This window comes from Streptomyces tibetensis (genome assembly GCF_007655005.1).
GTDB lineage: Bacteria > Actinomycetota > Actinomycetes > Streptomycetales > Streptomycetaceae > Streptomyces > Streptomyces tibetensis.
In genome coordinates this window covers 470615-488460 of sequence record NZ_SZVW01000001.1, presented here as the reverse complement: position 1 = coordinate 488460, position 17846 = coordinate 470615, and the positions used below count along the sequence as shown (strand labels likewise).

Below are 17846 nucleotides of genomic sequence, written 5' to 3'. Positions count from 1 at the left end.
GTCCCCGATCGGTGGGGTGACGAGGCTTCCCGCCGGTGCGCCGTGCCTGCCCTGCGTGCTGTGTGTGCGGTGCTTGCCCTGCGTGTCGTCGCCGAAGTGCCCTGCCGCCGCGGTGTGTGGATGACGCGGCGGGACGGCGACCTCGATGCGGCTCCCCTTGCGCTTGTCCCATCGTGTGATTTCCCCCTCGGTATCCACCGCGAAACTGCCGGTTGCGGGATCCTGGAGATAACGTTCGTTCACTTGCCCGGACGGTTCGGGGCGGGGAGTCCGTGCGGTGCGGCGTGTACGGCTTGCCCGATGTGTGCGGTACTTGTCGGTACGGATGGATGTAGTCGCTTCATGGAGGCAGTGATGGGTGTGGCAGCCGGTCCGATCCGCGTGGTGGTGGCCAAGCCGGGGCTCGACGGCCACGATCGCGGGGCCAAGGTGATCGCGCGGGCCCTGCGCGACGCCGGTATGGAGGTCATCTACACCGGCCTCCACCAGACTCCCGAGCAGATCGTCGGCACGGCGATCCAGGAGGACGCCGACGCGATCGGGCTGTCCATCCTCTCCGGAGCGCACAACACGCTCTTCGCGGCGGTGATCGACCTGCTCAGGGAGCGGGACGCGGAGGACATCCTGGTCTTCGGCGGCGGGATCATCCCCGAGGCGGACATCCCGCTGCTCAAGGAGAAGGGCGTCGCGGAGATCTTCACTCCCGGCGCGACGACCACGTCCATCGTGGACTGGGTCCGGACGAACGCCCGCCAGCCCGCACAGGCGTAGGCCTCCGGCGGACCGGCTCGGACGTCCCCGTCCGGCCGGGAGCGACCCGGGTGGCTGGTTCGGCGGGAGTGCGGCAGCGGCTGCCCCCGGTGACCGCCCCGGCCACCGGCATGCCCGGCGGCAACCGGTCGCGGGAGGGCACCCGTCGCCGCGTACGGGGGCAGGGGTCAGGCCGCTCCGAGCTCCGCGGCCATCGCCGCGCGCAGACGCAGGGTCGTGACCAGGCGCTGGAAGGCTTCCGCCCAATAGCCGCCGGCTCCCGGAGAGGCGTTCTCCGGCTCGTCGGGTACGGCCAGCAGGGCGTCGAGCCGGGATGCCTCGGACGGGTCCAGGCAGCGCTCGGCCAGTCCCATCACTCCGCTGAAACTCCATGGATAACTCCCCGCGTCCCGAGCGATGTTGAGGGCGTCCACCACGGCTCGGCCGAGCGGCGGTCCCCAGGGCACCGCGCACACCCCGAGCAACTGGAAGGCCTCGGACAGGCCGTGCGTGCCGATGAAGCCGGCCACCCATTCGGCCCGCTCGGCGGCGCCCAGCGTGCTGAGCAGCTTGGCTCGTTCGGCCAGGGACACGGCGCCCGGACCGCCCGCTTCCGGCGCCGACGGATCGCCGAGCAGTGCGTGTGACCACTCGGCGTCCCGCTGGCGTACCGCTGCCCGGCACCACGCCGCGTGCAGCTCGCCCTGCCAGTCGTCCGCCACCGGCAGCGCGACGATCTCCCGGGGCGTGCGGCCGCCGAGCCGCCGCGACCAGGTCCCGAGCGGTGCCGCCTCCACCAACTGGCCGAGCCACCAGGACCGTTCACCCCGTCCTGCCGGGGCCTTCGCCACGACGCCGTCGCGTTCCATGCCCGGATCGCACTCGTGCGGCGCCTCGACGGCGATCGTCGGGGTGGCCTCCGTGGCTCCCACGGTCCCCATGGCTCTGCCGGGTCCCATGCCTCCGGTGCCTCCGGTGCCTCCGGTGGCCGCCGTGGCCGCCGTGGCCGGTGTGGTCCCTCCGGCCCCTCCGGGTCCCCCGTCCTCAGGACCGGTTCGCAGGGGCCGCGGAGGCTGCATGTGGTCGATGGCCACACACGCCTCCGCCCTGACCGCCATCCGCGCGGCGAGCGCCGAACCCGGCAGGGCCGACAGCAGTTCCGCCGCCGTCGCCCGGACGTTGCGGCTGCGGTCGGCCAGGGCCTGTTCCAGGAACGGCTCGTCGTCCGGGCCCAGGCCCGCGCGCAGCGAATCGAGGAACATCAGCCGGTCCTCGGCCCGTTCCGTCGCCCATGTCGTCGCGAGCAGGTCGCGTGCGGCGGCCGGTTCGCGGGCGCGCAGGGCGGCCAGCAGGGCGACGCGTTCGGCGAACAGGCCCTCCTGCCAGAGCTGCCGGCCCCTGTCGCCGTCCCCGGGGTGCGGCAGGGCCGTGCCGCACCCCGGGGACGCGCGCAGGGCGAACCGCCAGTCCGGGTTCAGCCGTGCCAGCCACAGGGCCCGGGGCCCCGCGAACTCCAGTGCCGCCGGACGCAGGTCGGTACGCCCCCGGGCCGCGTCCAGCAGTGCCGGAAGCAGCTGCGGAGGCGGTGCAAAACCACGGGCGTTCGCCGCCGCGAGCCACTGGGGCAGCAGTTCCGTCAGGTCGGGCGCGGTGCCCCGCCGGCCGCCGCCGGACGGGCCGGAGCGGTCGGCCAGCAGCATCGCGAGCCTGCGGGCGGCTGCCGCCGGCAGGGCCGGACGGGTGTCCGACGGAGCCGGTTGTGGCCGCTCGGCCGCTCGCGCCGGGCGCAGACCGGCCCGTCGTCGTACGGTCTGCACCGCCGCCGCGTCCAGCAGGGCCGTGGGTGCGTCCGGGCCGGGTGCGGTGCCCGGCGGGGTGCGCCGGTCCGTGCCGAGCAGGGCGGTGGTGACGAGCCCCTCCCAGGCGTTCGCGCCGGGCGCGTCCACAGGAGCGGAGGTCCTGGTCATGAGCTTCCTTTCCGCGGGGCGCCCGGTAGTTGAAGGCTCGCCCTTACCGGTTGTCCCGTGATGCCTGAAAGATGCGTGAGTCTGTGGGACGGGTGAGTTTGTGAGAGGGGGGGAGGCGGGCCGAAGGGGCGCGGGCCGAGCCGCTGCCCCGGGCTCAGCACAGCGCGACCGCGTCACCCGGGCCCTCCGGCCAAGCCGTCAGCGGGGTGAAGCCCTGGTGGCCGCATTCGCCGAAGACCCTGACCGGTGCGCCGCCCGACAGGGCGACCAGCCGCCACAGGCCCCGCCGGGAACGAGCCGCCGGAGTGAGTGGCAACGCCGCGTCCTCGTCGGCGTCCGCCAGCTGCCAGGAGCCGCCGTCCGGGGCCGGAACGACCCGGTCCAGCGTCACCGGGACGGACTCCAGCCACGGGTCGTCGCGCAGGGCGTCGCCGTACCGAGCCACCGCCTGGGACGTCGTCACGCCCGGCGGACGTATCGCCGAGGGCGCGGCCGGGGCGAACTGCTCGCCCAGGGCCACCCGCGGCTGCCCGGGGCCCGGGTACGCGGACACCTCGGCGTCCACAGCCAGTCCCACCGGCAGCGCCTGCTCCGGGGCGCGGCCCGCGGCGCCGTAAGAGAGGAGCAGGACGGTGCGGTGCGAGTCGGTGCCGTGCAGCCAGATCCGGCGGGTCGTCAGGCGCGGGTCCGTCGTGTCGTACTGGGCGAGGACCAGCCAGCGATCGCGCAGCGGCGGGCCGTCCGCGGAGGTCGAGAGGCCCATGCGGGAGCGGACCGTGGCCGCGAGGCCGGCTGGGAGCCGCTCGCGGCGCAGCCAGCCCTGACCGAGGAGATGCAGCAGCGCGCACTCCTCCAGCAGCCGCACCGGCCAGCCCGCACCTGTGGACGGGATCGCCCCCAACTCCCGCACCCGGCCTGCCAGGCCCTGGGCCTGCGCGTCGACCATGCGAGCCGCCGTCTCCTCCCACAGGCCGTACCCCGACTGCTCCGCGGTCGCCAGGCCGCCGCGCAGCAGGTCGGCCAGACGCTGCTCCAGCTCCACCGCGCCCGCCGTGACCCGCTCGGCCCGGCGCTCCGCCCGGCGCCGCGCCGCCTCCGGATCAGCGGCACCGGACGGCGCCCCGGAGCCGTCCGTGGCCTTCTTCTCCTCCGCGCGTCTGCGCCGCCCCGCCGTCCACTGTCCTGCCCACTCCGGCGCCTGCCCCGGCGGCACCACCGCGTCGTCGGCCACCCAGAGCAACAGCAGGCCGAGCGCGTGCTTGCACGGGAACTTGCGGCTCGGACACGTGCACTTGTACGCGGGCCCCGCGGCGTCCGCGATGTCGACGATCGTCTGATACGGCTTGCTTCCGCTGCCCTTGCACAGCCCCCACACCGTCCCCTCGTCGGAACACCCCGCCTCGGACCACGGCCCCGCCGCGCCGAGTTTGCTTCCCGCTTTGCGTGATGCCGCGTCAGGCGCCAGTGCCAGCACCTGGTCCGCGGTCCAGCGCACCCCCTGCTGAGTCATGCCGACGACGTTAGATCCCGCCACTGACAATCGGGTCCGCGAGCGGCTCCGCCGGGGCGTTTTCGCAGGTCGGAACGCATTGTCAGTGGTGTGGTGCAACGTTGGTGCCAGATCCGAACCGGCCGAGCTGGAGGGGGACTTTGCCATGACTGTGTCCGTGGAGCCGACGTCCGTCGAAGCGGGGGAGACGGAATCGACCCAGGCGTTGCGACCGCACGCCGAGGACGCCTTCGCCGCGGAACTCGCCGCGCTGGCCGCCCAGGACGACCGTCCGCGCCCGGCCCGCTGGAAGCTGTCGCCGTGGGCCGTGGCGACCTACCTGCTCGGCGGGACGCTGCCGGACGGCACGGTGATCAGTCCCAAGTACGTCGGCCCGCGCCGCATCGTCGAGGTCGCCGTCACCACCCTCGCCACCGACCGCGCCCTGCTCCTGCTCGGCGTGCCGGGCACCGCGAAGACCTGGGTGTCCGAGCACCTGGCCGCGGCGGTCAGCGGCGACTCCACGCTGCTGGTGCAGGGCACCGCCGGCACACCGGAGGAGGCCATCCGCTACGGCTGGAACTACGCGCGGCTGCTCGCCCACGGCCCGAGCCGGAACGCCCTCGTGCCCAGCCCCGTCATGCGCGCCATGGCGGAGGGCATGACGGCCCGTGTCGAGGAGCTGACGCGTATCCCGGCCGACGTGCAGGACACGCTCATCACGATCCTCTCGGAGAAGACACTGCCGATACCGGAGCTGGGCCAGGAGGTGCAGGCGGTCCGCGGCTTCAACCTGATCGCCACGGCCAACGACCGCGACCGCGGGGTCAACGACCTGTCCAGCGCCCTGCGCCGCCGCTTCAACACGGTGGTGCTGCCGCTGCCGGAGAGCCCCGAGGCAGAGGTCGACATCGTCTCGCGGCGCGTCGACCAGATCGGCCGCTCCCTCGACCTGCCGGCCGCGCCCGACGGGCTCGCCGAGATCCGCCGGGTCGTCACGGTCTTCCGTGAGCTGCGCGACGGGGTCACGGCCGACGGCCGGACGAAGCTGAAGTCGCCCAGCGGCACGCTGTCCACGGCCGAGGCGATCTCCGTCGTCACCAACGGCCTCGCCCTCGCCGCCCACTTCGGCGACGGCGTGCTGCGGCCGGGCGACGTCGCCGCGGGCATCCTCGGCGCGGTGGTCCGGGACCCCGCGGCGGACCGGGTCATCTGGCAGGAGTACCTGGAGACGGTGGTCCGCGAGCGCGACGGCTGGAAGGACTTCTACCGGGCCTGCCGCGAGGTGAGCGTGTGAGCGACGCGGGACGCAGCGGGCCCGGCGGCAACCGGGCCGCCCCGTACGGCGGGGCGGCCTCGATCGCCGGGGCCAGGGCGCCGGGGGGCGGGACGGCGGCCGCCGGTCGGCCCGGGACAGGACGTGCGGGACGCGCGGGACGAGACAGGACGTGCGGGACGGGACGGGAGGTGGGATGAAGTGACCGGTGTGGAAAGGGCCGCGGGCCAGGGGGCCGGAGCGGGCCCGGTGCTGCTCGGGGTGCGGCACCACGGGCCGGGGTCCGCGCGGGCGGTGCGGGCGGCTCTGGAGCAGATCCGGCCGCGGATCGTGCTGATCGAGGGCCCGCCCGAGGCCGACGCGCTGATCCCGCTCGCCGCCGACGAGGAGATGCGGCCACCGGTCGCTCTGCTCGCCCACGCCGTGGACGAGCCCGGCCGCTCGGCGTTCTGGCCGCTGGCCGGGTTCTCCCCGGAGTGGGTCGCCATCCGCTGGGCCCTGGAGCACGACGTCCCGGCCCGCTTCATCGACCTGCCGGCCACGCACACTCTGGCCTGGGGGAGGCAGGAGGACGAGGCGGGGCCGGAGCGCTCTCCGGACGCCGAGACGGCTGCGGACGGGGACGCCGGCCCCGGCCCGGCCGACCCGCGGATCGACCCGATCGGAATGCTCGCCGAAACCGCCGGCTACGACGACCCGGAGCGGTGGTGGGAGGACGTCGTGGAACACCGCGGTGCGGGGGAGGGCGACGCCCTCGCGCCGTTCACCGCCCTCGAGGAGGCCATGAGCGCGCTGCGGGAGACCTACGGCAGCGGGGGACACGACCGCGACCCGGTGCGGGAGGCGTACATGCGGCTCCAGGTGCGGGCGGCCCAGCGGGAGTTCGAGGGCGGCGTCGCCGTGGTCTGCGGGGCCTGGCACGTGCCCGCACTGCGGCGAAAGACCACCGTCGCCGCCGACAGATCACTGCTGAAGGGGCTGCCCAAGGTCAAGGCGGACATGACCTGGGTGCCGTGGACCCACCGCCGGCTGTCCCGGGCGAGCGGGTACGGGGCCGGCATCGACTCCCCGGGCTGGTACGGGCACTTGTTCAGCGCCCCGGACCGGCCGGTGGAGCGGTGGCTGACCAAGGTGGCGGGGCTGCTGCGCGCCGAGGACCGGATCGTCTCCTCCGCGCACGTCATCGAGGCGGTGCGGCTGGCAGAGACGCTCGCCGCCATGCGGGGCCGTCCGCTGCCCGGCCTGAGCGAGACGACCGACGCGGTGCGGGCGGTGATGTGCGAGGGCTCGGACGTGCCGCTGGAGCTGGTGCGGGACCGGCTGGTCGTGGGGGATGTGCTGGGCGAGGTGCCCTCCTCGGCGCCGGCGGTGCCGTTGCAGCGGGACCTCACCCGGCTGCAACGCCGGCTGCGGCTGAAGCCGGAGGCGCTGGAGCGGGAGGTGGAGCTCGACCTGCGCAAGGAGAACGACGCCGCCCGCAGCAGACTGCTGCACCGGCTGCGGCTGCTCGGCATCGCGTGGGGCGAACCGGCCGCCTCACGCGGCAGCACGGGCACGTTCCGGGAGACGTGGCGGCTGCGCTGGGAGCCCGAGCTGTCCGTGCGGATCGCCGAGGCCGGAGTGTGGGGGACGACCGTCCTGTCCGCCGCGACCGCCAGGACCGAAGCGGACGCCGTCACCGCGCAGGGCCTCGCCGACGTCACCGCGCTCGCCGAGCACTGCCTCCTGGCCGAACTGCCCGACGCCCTGCCGACGGTGATGCGGGTCCTCGCCGACCGGGCGGCCCTGGACACCGACGTCGGCCATCTCGTCCAGGCGCTCCCGGCCCTGGTCCGCTCCCTGCGCTACGGCGATGTGCGCGGCACCGACACCGCTGCTCTGGCGGAAGTCGCCGCGGGACTGGCCGAGCGGGTCTTCGTCGGCGTCCCCCCGGCCTGCGCCGCGCTCGACGGGGACGCCGCCGAGGAGATGAGACGCCATGTGGACGCGGTGCACGGAGCCGTGGGCCTTCTGGGCGACGCCCCCGCCGCGGGACACGGCAGTCTGAGAAACCGCTGGCAGTCGGTGCTGCGCGTGCTGTCCGGGCGGGACACCGTGCCCGGGGTCATCCGGGGGCGGGCCGTGCGGCTCCTGCTGGACGACGGGGAGCTGGCCCAGGACGAGGCGGCACTGCTGATGGGGCTCGCCCTGTCGCCGGGCACACCGCCGCCGGACGCGGCCGCGTGGATCGAGGGCTTCGTCGGAGGCGGCTCGGGAGGCGGGATGCTCCTGGTCCACGACGAGCGGCTGCTCGGTCTCGTCGACGAGTGGCTGACCGGGGTGCCGGCCTCGGCCTTCACGGACGTACTGCCCCTGCTGCGGCGGACGTTCTCGGCGTACGAGCCCGGAGTGCGCCGGACCCTCGGAGAACTGGTCCGACGCGGACCGGGAGCCGGGGGCGGCGTGACGGCCGTCGGCTCCGGCACACCCGGCTTCGCGGCCGACCTCGACACGGCGCGCGCGGACGCCGTACTGCCGGTCGTGCGGCTGCTGCTCGGGCTGGACGACGTGGACGAGAACACCGACAACCATCTGGCGGGGGTGACGGGATGACGACCGAGGCACTGAGAGAGCGGACGACGACACCGGACGCGGGAGGCACCGAGGCGTGCGCGCCCCGGGGCGAAAGGCGGCCGTCGACGACCGTGCCGGTGATCCCGCTGTGGGAGCGGCCCCACGAGGGAGGACGGGGATGACGGCCGAGGCGACGGACCCGGCGCAGGAGCGGCTGCGGCGGTGGCGGCTCGTCCTCGGGGGCGACACGGCGGACGGTACCGGCTGCGCGCTGTCGGGGCGGGACGCCGCGATGGACGGGGCGCTCACCGCGCTCTACGGCAGGAAGGACGGCAGGTCGCAGGGGGGCCGGGACCGTTCGGCGGGGCTCGGGGCGTCGGCGCCGTCCGTGGCGCGCTGGCTCGGGGACATCCGGACGTACTTCCCCTCCTCCGTCGTGCAGGTCATGCAGCGCGACGCCATCGACCGGCTCGGTCTCGCCACGCTGCTGCTGGAGCCGGAGATGCTGGAGGCGGTGGAGGCCGACGTGCACCTCGTCGGCACGCTGCTGTCCCTCAACAAGGCGATGCCGGAGACGACGAAGGAGACGGCCCGGGCCGTTGTGCGCAAGGTCGTCGAGGACCTGGAGAAGCGGCTCGCCACCCGTACCCGTGCCACCCTCACCGGTGCCCTCGACCGCAGTGCCCGGATCAGCCGGCCCCGCCACCACGACATCGACTGGAACCGCACCATCGCGGCCAACCTCAAGCACTACCTGCCCGAGCACCGGACGATCGTGCCGGAGCGGCTCATCGGATTCGGGCGGGCGGCCCGGTCCACGAAGAAGGAGGTCATCCTCTGTATCGACCAGTCGGGATCCATGGCGGCGTCCGTTGTGTACGCATCGGTGTTCGGGGCGGTGCTCGCCTCGATGCGGACGATCTCCACGCGACTCGTCGTCTTCGACACGGCGGTCGTCGACCTCACGGACCAGCTGGACGACCCGGTCGACGTGCTGTTCGGCACGCAGCTCGGCGGTGGCACGGACATCAACCGGGCGCTCGCGTACTGCCAGTCGCAGATCACGCGGCCCGCGGACACGGTGGTCGTGCTGATCAGCGACCTCTACGAAGGCGGCATACGCGACGAGATGCTCAAACGGGTCTCCGCGATGAGGGCGTCGGGCGTGCAGTTCGTGACGCTGCTGGCGCTCTCGGACGAGGGGGCGCCCGCCTACGACCGGGAGCACGCGGCCGCGCTCGCGGCGCTGGGAGCACCGGCGTTCGCGTGCACGCCCGATCTGTTTCCGGAGGTCATGGCGGCGGCGATCGAGAAAAGGCCGCTCCCGATACCGGATGCGGCGTGAAGGGCCCGGCACGAAGGGGCAGATGACGACGTGTCGACGCATCGTCGTCCGACGTGCGGCAGCAAAACGGACATGACGGTCCATCGGCAGTAAGGGCTTGCGCGACGTGCGCACTCCCGTGCGAGGATCGGCGCCTGCCTGACGGCGCGTGTGCCGACGGGCAGTACCGCTTCCGTCGCACGGGAGGAAGCTTCCCCTCTTGGCCTGGTCAGCAGCCCTGCCCGATGCCGCGTTGCGCCTGCCGCGCACTGCGGCCGGGTGGCGTGCGCTGCAACTGGCGCTGATGGTGGGCGGGTTGCTGGTCCTCGGGGTGCTGTGGGCGCAGCGGGCGTCCGCGGAGAACGGTGCAGGGGCGCTGGCGGAGGGCCGGGCGGGGCAGGTCGTCAGCGGCGTTCCCGTCCCGGGGGCCGGGGCGGGAGACCGGCTCGTTCGGTCTGGCGGTGGTGCGGCGGAGCCGGTGAGCAAGGGGCCGGCTCGCGCCCGGGCGCAGGTGCCGTCGTCGTTCCCACGGGTGCGGTCGCAGTCGCTGTCGTCCGAGCGGCCGTCGCACCCGGAGCGGCCGGTGCGGCCGGCGCCGGCGGAAGCGCCGGAGCTGCCAGGCCCGCCCCGGCAGCTGTCGCACCTGAAGTTGCCCCCGCTGCCGGATCTGCTCGATCTGTCGGACCTGTCCGCCGTTCCCGCTGACGTAGGGCTCCCGGGAGCGTCCGTGCTCCCCGCGCTCCCTCTCCCTGGGCTCCCCGACTGTCCGGCACACCCCAGTCGCCCCCTCCCCACACCGGTCACGGCTGATCCGCAGCCGGGCGGGACGATGGTGCCGGTGCCGTACACCCCGCTCCACGGCACCGAGCCCCGCGTCGCGCCCGCAAGCCCGCCGACCCCTGTCATCCACGCGCACCACGGCAGACGCGCGGACCACATCGGCCACCTCGGCCACCTCGGTCACACCGATCGACACAGGAACCTCTTCACCCACATCCACCACGCCGATCGCCTCAGCCTCAGCCACAGCGCCCACCGAGCCCACCCCAGCCACCCGAGACCGTCCACGCACGCCGGACCGAACGGGCCCGGCCACTCGCCCGGTGGTCGACCCGACGGCGTGCTCATCAACCGGTCCGTGGCCGACAGCGGCTCGTCCCGTCATGGCGACGTGCACGGCGTCACCCCCAGCCGCTGGGCGGCGCTCGGGCTCGTGCCCGGTGCCGTGGCCCGTACGGACATTGCGGGTGCCCGGCGCACCCACCGGGGCATCCCCCTCTTCCCCGGCTAGCGCGGCTCTTCCCGGGCCGGCGCGACAGACCGCCGAGGCGTCGCGGCCTCGGCCCGGCCGCAGGGGGAGAGGCCGGTCGGCCGACCCACCCGGGTGCCCAGAGCACCCCCCTCCCCCCTCCCCTTCCCTCATGCTTCACGAGGCGTCACGCCCGGACGGCCGAAAGCCGTCGGCGGTCCGGACCGAAAACCTCGTGGACGGGTCGGGTGGTTCCCATAGGGGTGGGGACCACGCGACCCGCGGCCCCGGAGAGCGGGCCCTGAACAGGGCCTTCGTGCTCCTCCGGGGGTGTAAAGCGGGCCTCACCGGGTCAACCCCAGCCCGGTGAGGCCCCTCACCCCCGGCACGCCGTGCCAGAGAGCGCGGCATCATGTGACAGGTATCACCGCTCAGGTGTGACCCTCGATTTAGAGGCCTCCCGCAAGCAGAGATAACCTGCGAGACGGACATGCCGCGCGCTCGGACACCGTGTGCGCCTCCCTTGTGACAGACGGCGGACGTCACGTTGCCCTCGCGGCACGCCCACGCAGACAACGAACCGCGAGATCACTGATAGGGACGGAAGCGCGTGGACCTGTTCGAGTACCAGGCGAGGGACCTCTTCGCCAAGCACGATGTACCGGTGCTGGCCGGTGAAGTCATCGACACGCCTGAGGCGGCCCGCGCAGCCACCGAGCGCCTCGGTGGCAAGTCCGTCGTCAAGGCCCAGGTGAAGGTCGGCGGCCGTGGCAAGGCCGGCGGCGTGAAGCTCGCCGGCACCGCCGACGAGGCGGTCGAGCACGCCACCAACATCCTCGGCATGGACATCAAGGGCCACACGGTCCACAAGGTGATGATCGCCGAGACGGCCCCGGAGATCGTGGAGGAGTACTACGTCTCCTTCCTCCTGGACCGTGCCAACCGCACCTTCCTCTCCATCGCCTCCGTCGAGGGCGGCATGGAGATCGAGGAGGTGGCGGCCACTCGCCCCGAGGCCGTCGCCAAGACGCCGATCGACGCCAACGTGGGCGTGACTCCCGAGGTCGCCCGCCAGATCGTCGAGGCCGCGAACTTCCCGGCCGAGGTCGCCGACAAGGTCGAGAACGTCCTGGTCACCCTGTGGAAGACCTTCATCGAAGAGGACGCGCTCCTCGTCGAGGTCAACCCGCTGGCCAAGGTCGCCTCCGGTGACGTCATCGCCCTGGACGGCAAGGTCTCCCTGGACGAGAACGCCGAGTTCCGTCAGCCGGGGCACGAGGCCCTCCAGGACAAGGACGCGGCCAACCCGCTCGAGGCCGCCGCCAAGGAGAAGAACCTCAACTACGTCAAGCTCGACGGTGAGGTCGGCATCATCGGCAACGGCGCGGGTCTCGTCATGAGCACCCTGGACGTCGTCGCCTACGCCGGTGAGGCGCACGGTGGGGTCAAGCCCGCCAACTTCCTCGACATCGGTGGCGGCGCCTCCGCCGCCGTCATGGCCAACGGCCTGGAGATCATCCTCGGCGACCCGGACGTGAAGTCCGTCTTCGTCAACGTCTTCGGTGGCATCACCGCCTGTGACGAGGTTGCCAACGGCATCGTCCAGGCGCTGCAGCTGCTCAAGGACAAGGGCGAGGACGTCACCAAGCCGCTCGTCGTCCGTCTGGACGGCAACAACGCCGAGCTGGGTCGCAAGATCCTCTCCGACGCCAACCACCCGCTGGTCCAGCGCGTGGACACCATGGACGGCGCGGCCGACAAGGCCGCCGAGCTCGCGGCTGCTGCGAAGTAAGGGACGAGGGACTACACAGCCATGGCTATCTTCCTCAACAAGGACAGCAAGGTCATCGTCCAGGGCATGACCGGTGCCACGGGCATGAAGCACACCAAGCTCATGCTGGCCGACGGCACGAACATCGTCGGTGGCGTCAACCCGCGCAAGGCGGGCACGTCCGTCGACATCGACGGCAACGAGATCCCGGTCTTCGGCACGGTCGCCGAGGCGATCGAGAAGACGGGCGCCAACGTATCCGTCCTCTTCGTCCCGCCGGCCTTCGCCAAGGCCGCCGTCGTCGAGGCCATCGACGCCGAGATCCCGCTCGCGGTCGTCATCACCGAGGGCATCGCCGTCCACGACTCGGCCGCGTTCTACGCCTACGCCGTGTCCAAGGGCAACAAGACCCGGATCATCGGCCCGAACTGCCCCGGTCTCATCACCCCGGGCCAGTCCAACGCCGGCATCATCCCGGGCGACATCACCAAGCCGGGCCGCATCGGCCTGGTCTCGAAGTCCGGCACGCTGACGTACCAGATGATGTACGAGCTGCGGGACATCGGCTTCTCCTCCGCCGTCGGCATCGGTGGCGACCCGGTCATCGGCACCACGCACATCGACGCCCTGGCCGCGTTCGAGGCGGACCCCGACACCGACCTGATCGTCATGATCGGTGAGATCGGCGGCGACGCCGAGGAGCGGGCCGCGGCCTTCATCAAGGAGAACGTGAAGAAGCCGGTCGTCGGCTACGTCGCGGGCTTCACCGCGCCCGAGGGTAAGACCATGGGCCACGCCGGCGCCATCGTCTCCGGCTCCTCCGGCACGGCCGCCGCGAAGAAGGAGGCCCTCGAGGCCGCCGGCGTCAAGGTCGGCAAGACGCCGACCGAGACGGCCAAGCTGGCGCGCGCCATTCTCGGCAGCTGAGAACAGCTCCGCGGGCTGAACGACGCTGTAGCGCACGGGTGGGCCCGCTCCCTACGGGGAGCGGGCCCACCGCCGTACCTGGGCCCCACTGCCGTACCTGGGTCCCACTGCCGTACCTGGGTCCCACTGCCGTACCTGGGCCCCACCGCTGTACCTGGGCCCCACTGCCGTGCCTGTGCCCCACTGCCGTGCCCTGGGTCCCACCGCCCTGTCCGTGCACCCGTCGCCGCCGTGTGTCCATCCCCCGCCGCGGTATCCGTGCCGTGCCTCCGTCGCCGTCACCGCGGCTGCGGCAGCAGTCTGTCCGGGCCTCCCTGTTGTTCCTCGCGCAGCTTGGCGCGCAGCTTCTGCTCCTTCTCGGACAGCGGTCCGGGTGCGACGGGCGGTGGTACGCCCTGGACCGTCTCTCCCGGTGGTACCGGTGGCTCGTAGTGGGTGGGGGCCGTGCGGACGGTGAGGGCCGTGGTGCCGATCAGGGCGACCGTGAAGGCGATGGCGGCCCGGGTCCAGAAGCGGGCCCGGCGTTCCCCGCCCCTGCGCACGACCGGCGGTTTGGCGGCCCGCAGTCGCTCGATGGAGGCCAGTTCGACCAGCCGCCAGTGCAGCGTCTCCGGGTCCGCGAGCTCCGGCAGCCGCTCGGCCAGCGCCGCGCGCGCGTGCACCAGCCGGTTCACGGCCGCACGGGTGCTCGCCTCCGTCTCCGCCGCCGTCTCCGGCAGGCCGAGTCCGACCCCGTCGTAGAGCACCAGCGTGCGGCGGTAGGACGGCGGGAGCTTCAGCAGGGCGTCCCTCAGAGCCCGGTCGAACGCATCGGGCGGCGGCGGTTCGGGGAGCCGCAAGCGGGGCCGGAGCCGGTGCCACGGGGAGAGCGCGCACTCGTACGCCATCGCGCGCACCCAGCCCGCCGGGTCGCGGTCGCGGGCCACCTCGGGCCACCGCTGCCAGGCGATCTGGAAGGCCCGCTCCACCGACTCCCGGGCCAGTTCGCGACGGCCGGTCAGCAGATAGGTCTGCCGGACGAGGGCGGGGGCGCAGAAGGCGTACAGCGCGTCGAAGGCCTGATCGGGTGTCAGCGCGGTGACGGCGTCGTCCGGCCTGCGCGGCGGCTTCGTCCGCGGGCGTTCGGCGAGGATGACGCGGTGTCCGTGCGGGACGGGGGTGCGGCTCCGGTCGGGGACGGTGACGGGGCCTCGGCCCCGGTCCTTCGCGGCGGGCCGTTTCCGGCCGGTGACTGCGGCCTTGCGCCGGGCCCGTGCGGACCGTCGTGCGGACGCGGCCCCGGGTGACGGTTCCGGGTCGTCCGAGCCCACGGCGCTCTCCTGACGAGGTGTCACCTCCGCCCCGTCGCCCAGGGCGTGGAGCAGCCTCGCGTACTTCTCCCCTTTGCGGCCGCGTGGCGTGGAGCGGCCGGTCTCCCACCCGCGCACCGTCTCGCTGGTCACGCCCACCCGGGAGGCCAGCTGAGCGCGCGTCAGCGAGGCGGCCTCGCGCAGGCGTCGGCGTTCCCTGGGTGGTGGGAGCGGTAGGGCAGGGCTCTGCGTCACAGGGCTCGCCTCCGTCCAGAAAAGTACATAAACGTATTTTTAGCGACACAGCGAGGGTTCGCCTGTTACGCCGGTAAAGCGCGTGTCGTTGGGAGCATGGCGGTCGTGATCGAGATGACCGCTCGCCGACGTTCGCCGTCACCCCTGCTCACCCGGATGCGCGACCGTTCGCCCGGACTGGGCGACGGCTTCATGGGGGGCGCGGTCGCCGCGGGCCTCGGGCTCGCGTCGTTCGCCGTGCTGGTGACGCTGCTGTGGATCAGCTCGCCGTACCCGGACAGCGGACCCGGTGGCGCCATGCATGTGGCGGCGGCGCTGTGGCTGCTGGCCCACGGTGCCGAGTTGGTCCGCACCGACACGCTCTCCGGCGTCCCCGCCCCCCTCGGTCTGCCGCCCCTGCTGCTGTTCGCACTGCCGGTGTGGCTGCTGCACCGGGCGGCGCGGGACGCCACGGACGGCGGGGGCGGTGGCGGGGACGAGGACGACCTCGAGGAGGACGCCGAGGGGGTCGCGCATGGGCCCCTGGTCTCCCCCCGCACCGCGTGGGCGGGCGTGGTCCTCGGCTACCTCGCCGTCGCCGCGCCCGCCGCCCTCTATGCCGCGGGCGGTGTGCTGCGGCCGTCGTGGGTGGGGACGGGGTTGTGCGTTCCGCTGGTCGCCGTCGTGGCGGCGGGGGCGGGCGTGTGGTCGGCGTACGGACGTCCCGGCCGGCCGCTGCGGCTACTGCTGGGCACGCTGCCGTCGGGAGTACGCCCGCCGGTGCCCGGCCCGGACAGGCGCCCGGGCATCGCCGCCCGGGCCGCGGCGGCCGGGGTGGCGGTGCTCCTCGGGGGCGGTGCGCTGCTGGTGGTGGTGTCGCTGGTGGGGCACGGTGCGACGACCCAGGCGGGGCTGCTCCGGCTGACCGAGGGGTGGTCGGGGCGGTTCGCCGTGGTGCTGCTGTGCGTGGCCCTCTTCCCGAACGCGGCGGTGTGGGGCGCCGCCTACGCCCTCGGCCCCGGCTTCGCCCTCGGCGCGGGCCATGCGGTCGGCCCGCTGTCCTCGGCGCCGGCCCTGTTGCTGCCGCCGTTTCCGCTGCTGGCGGCGGTGCCGGAGGCCGGGGAGGGGACGCCGCTGCACTGGGCGGCCGGGGTGGTGCCGTTGGCCGCCGGCGTGTTCGTGGGCTGGACGGTGGCGAAGGGGGCGGCATCCGGGGAGTGCGGCGGGACGCGACCGGGTGGTACGCGGGCCGCGCCATGGTCGGCCGGCCGCACCGCCCGTGCCGCCGCACTGGCGTCGGTGATGTGCGCGGCCGTGCTCGCGGGACTGGCCGCACTGTCGGGCGGCCCGCTCGGTTCTGCCGTGCTGTCCCGCTTCGGCCCGCAGTGGTGGCAGGTCGCCGCCGCGACGCTGGCCTGGCTGGGCCTGCTGTCGATCCCCACGGCAGTGGGAGCCCGGGCCTGGCGGTGCCGGACGCCCGGATCGAAGGAGCCGACGATCGGCGAACAGTGGAAAAAGGCGGCCGACGGTGCCCGAGAGCAGCGGCGGACCCGGAAGGGCGACGGCCGCGGCTCGTTCACGCACACGGGAGTGGCGGGCATCGCGGGGGTGGCCGGCGGCCCGGAAGCCGCGGGCGCTCGGGGAGTCGACACGTCGGGCGATGGCGGAAGCGGCGAGGGCGGTGGACGCACCCGGCGTGGCGCTTCGACGGCCGACGGGACGTCGGTGCCGCATCCCCCGAGCCCCACCCCGAACGCGCTCTACGCTCCCTACGAGTACGACGCCCTGCCGGACCGCGACAGGGACTTCGAGCCCTACGACTTCCTGCCGCCCGACCCGGCCCCGGGCCGGTACGACACCACGGCCCCGCCCGACCGGTCCTCACCGCCGGGAACCCCCTGAAGCGTCAGCCGTCCGTCTCCAGAAACCCCCGGAGCTCCTCCGGCAGAAGCTTGGAGCAGGACTGCTTCGCCTCGTTCGTGAGGGCGTCGTTGGTGCACGTGTAGTAGTCGCGGTAGACCAGCTGCGCCGTGAAGGACGCGGCGACCAGGGCGATCGCCAGGGACGCCGTGACCAGGCCGCTCACCGCCGCCGTCGTCTGGGGGCGGCGGTCGCCCTGCTGCTCGGGGGCGGGGGAGTCCGGGTCGGCTTTGCGGGGCCCCGCGCGCAGGGAGCTGATGGCCCAGTAGAGGGCGAGCGCGCCGAGCAGCAGCGCCACGTACGGCCAGCTGAAGAGGGCGAAGAAGAAGGCCCACATGCCCGACAGCAGGGCGTAGCGCGCCCGGCGCTGCGCGGGGTCCGTCGGGTCCCAGCGCATGTTCGGGCCGCCACCCTGGGGTCCGCCGCCCTGGCCCTCGGACCCGCCGCGGGGACGCTCACCGAAACCGCCGGGGGAGCGGCCGGGCTGCTGGTCGCTCCACTGGCTGCCCCAGGGCGAGCGGTCACGCCCGCCACCGTCCTGGGAATCCGGGGAGTCCGGGGAGTCCTCTCCCGACGGGCGTCGCGGCTGCCAGGGCCGGTCCGGCGTGCCCTCGGGCGGCGGGGCGAAGGGGTTGTCCTCCTGGGACTCGCGGCTCCGCCCCTGCCCGCCGTCGCCCGAAGGCGCGTCGGGCGGTGAGCTGGGGCGCTCCCGCAGCAGCACGGCGCCGCGCTCCCCTCCCTGCGGTGACAGCTGGGGGAACGTGAGGAGTCGCAGGCTGCGGTCCGGCATCAAGTGAGCGTCTTCCCGTTGGTGAGGAGGAATGAGTGGACAGGACGGAGCGGCGTCGGACCCGGGTCCGTCACCTCCTGAACGCACCACGTCCGGACGTCGTTCCCGAACCGGCTCCGTCCAGACGCTACCTTCCGGCCCGGCCCCCGTCCCGTGGGGGCCGTGCGCAGTGCCGGTATCGTTGCTGCCGGTCGGCCGGTTCGTAGGCTTCCCCGTATCCGGGGAGGCAAAGCATTCGTATGAATGCACAAGACGTCTGGATGCACAAGGCGTCGCGTGCCCGCCGCCCTGGACAGACGCTCCCCCG

12 protein-coding genes are annotated in these 17846 nt (G+C 73.7%); 8 read left to right on the top strand and 4 right to left on the bottom strand.

Annotated elements, in window-relative coordinates:
* Positions 1–354 precede the first annotated feature (354 nt).
* Positions 355–771: a coenzyme B12-dependent isobutyryl CoA mutase small subunit gene (locus FDO69_RS02045; protein WP_104777821.1), complete on the top strand. Its 417-nt coding sequence runs from the start codon at positions 355–357 to the stop codon at positions 769–771.
* A gap of 167 nt (positions 772–938) precedes the next feature.
* Here FDO69_RS02045 and FDO69_RS02040 read toward each other — a convergent pair whose 3' ends face one another.
* Together FDO69_RS02040 and FDO69_RS02035 are read right to left on the bottom strand one after the other, a co-directional pair.
* Positions 939–2717: a DUF5691 domain-containing protein gene (locus FDO69_RS02040; RefSeq protein WP_104777820.1), complete on the bottom strand. Its 1779-nt coding sequence runs from the start codon at positions 2715–2717 to the stop codon at positions 939–941.
* Between the two features lie 154 nt (positions 2718–2871).
* Positions 2872–4227, bottom strand: coding sequence for an SWIM zinc finger family protein (locus FDO69_RS02035; protein ID WP_104777819.1), 1356 nt, complete (start codon positions 4225–4227; stop codon positions 2872–2874).
* Positions 4228–4372: 145 nt separating this feature from the next.
* Here FDO69_RS02035 and FDO69_RS02030 point away from each other — a divergent pair, with 145 nt between their 5' ends.
* The 6 genes from FDO69_RS02030 to sucD all read left to right on the top strand — a co-directional run bounded on the left by FDO69_RS02030 (position 4373) and on the right by sucD (position 13306).
* Positions 4373–5503, top strand: a complete 1131-nt coding sequence (locus FDO69_RS02030; RefSeq protein WP_104777818.1) for an ATP-binding protein — start codon at positions 4373–4375, stop codon at positions 5501–5503.
* A 180-nt stretch (positions 5504–5683) separates the two neighbouring features.
* Positions 5684–8074, top strand: a complete 2391-nt coding sequence (locus FDO69_RS02025) for a DUF5682 family protein (RefSeq protein ID WP_104777817.1) — start codon at positions 5684–5686, stop codon at positions 8072–8074.
* 139 nt (positions 8075–8213) lie between these two features.
* Complete coding sequence (locus FDO69_RS02020) at positions 8214–9380, top strand: VWA domain-containing protein (RefSeq protein WP_104777816.1); 1167 nt, start codon at positions 8214–8216, stop codon at positions 9378–9380.
* Positions 9381–9579: 199 nt separating this feature from the next.
* A complete protein-coding gene (locus tag FDO69_RS02015; RefSeq protein WP_104777815.1) occupies positions 9580–10650 on the top strand; it encodes a hypothetical protein in 1071 nt (356 codons plus the stop codon).
* 568 nt (positions 10651–11218) lie between these two features.
* Positions 11219–12400, top strand: coding sequence for an ADP-forming succinate--CoA ligase subunit beta (sucC, locus tag FDO69_RS02010; RefSeq protein WP_104777814.1), 1182 nt, complete (start codon positions 11219–11221; stop codon positions 12398–12400).
* 21 nt (positions 12401–12421) lie between these two features.
* Positions 12422–13306 (top strand): succinate--CoA ligase subunit alpha, encoded by an 885-nt coding sequence (gene sucD / locus FDO69_RS02005; protein WP_104777813.1) that lies wholly within the window; start codon positions 12422–12424, stop codon positions 13304–13306.
* Between the two features lie 278 nt (positions 13307–13584).
* Here the strand turns inward: sucD and FDO69_RS02000 are convergent, their stop codons facing one another.
* Positions 13585–14850, bottom strand: a complete 1266-nt coding sequence (locus FDO69_RS02000; RefSeq protein ID WP_104777812.1) for a helix-turn-helix domain-containing protein — start codon at positions 14848–14850, stop codon at positions 13585–13587.
* 96 nt (positions 14851–14946) lie between these two features.
* Here FDO69_RS02000 and FDO69_RS01995 point away from each other — a divergent pair, with 96 nt between their 5' ends.
* A complete protein-coding gene (locus tag FDO69_RS01995) occupies positions 14947–16731 on the top strand; it encodes a cell division protein PerM (protein WP_104777811.1) in 1785 nt (594 codons plus the stop codon).
* Between the two features lie 4 nt (positions 16732–16735).
* On the opposite strand, the gene FDO69_RS01990 is transcribed toward FDO69_RS01995, so the two are convergent.
* Positions 16736–17539 carry a hypothetical protein gene (locus FDO69_RS01990; RefSeq protein ID WP_104777810.1) on the bottom strand — a complete coding sequence of 268 codons (804 nt, stop codon included), beginning with the start codon at positions 17537–17539 and terminating at the stop codon, positions 16736–16738.
* Between the last annotated feature and the right edge of the window lie 307 nt (positions 17540–17846).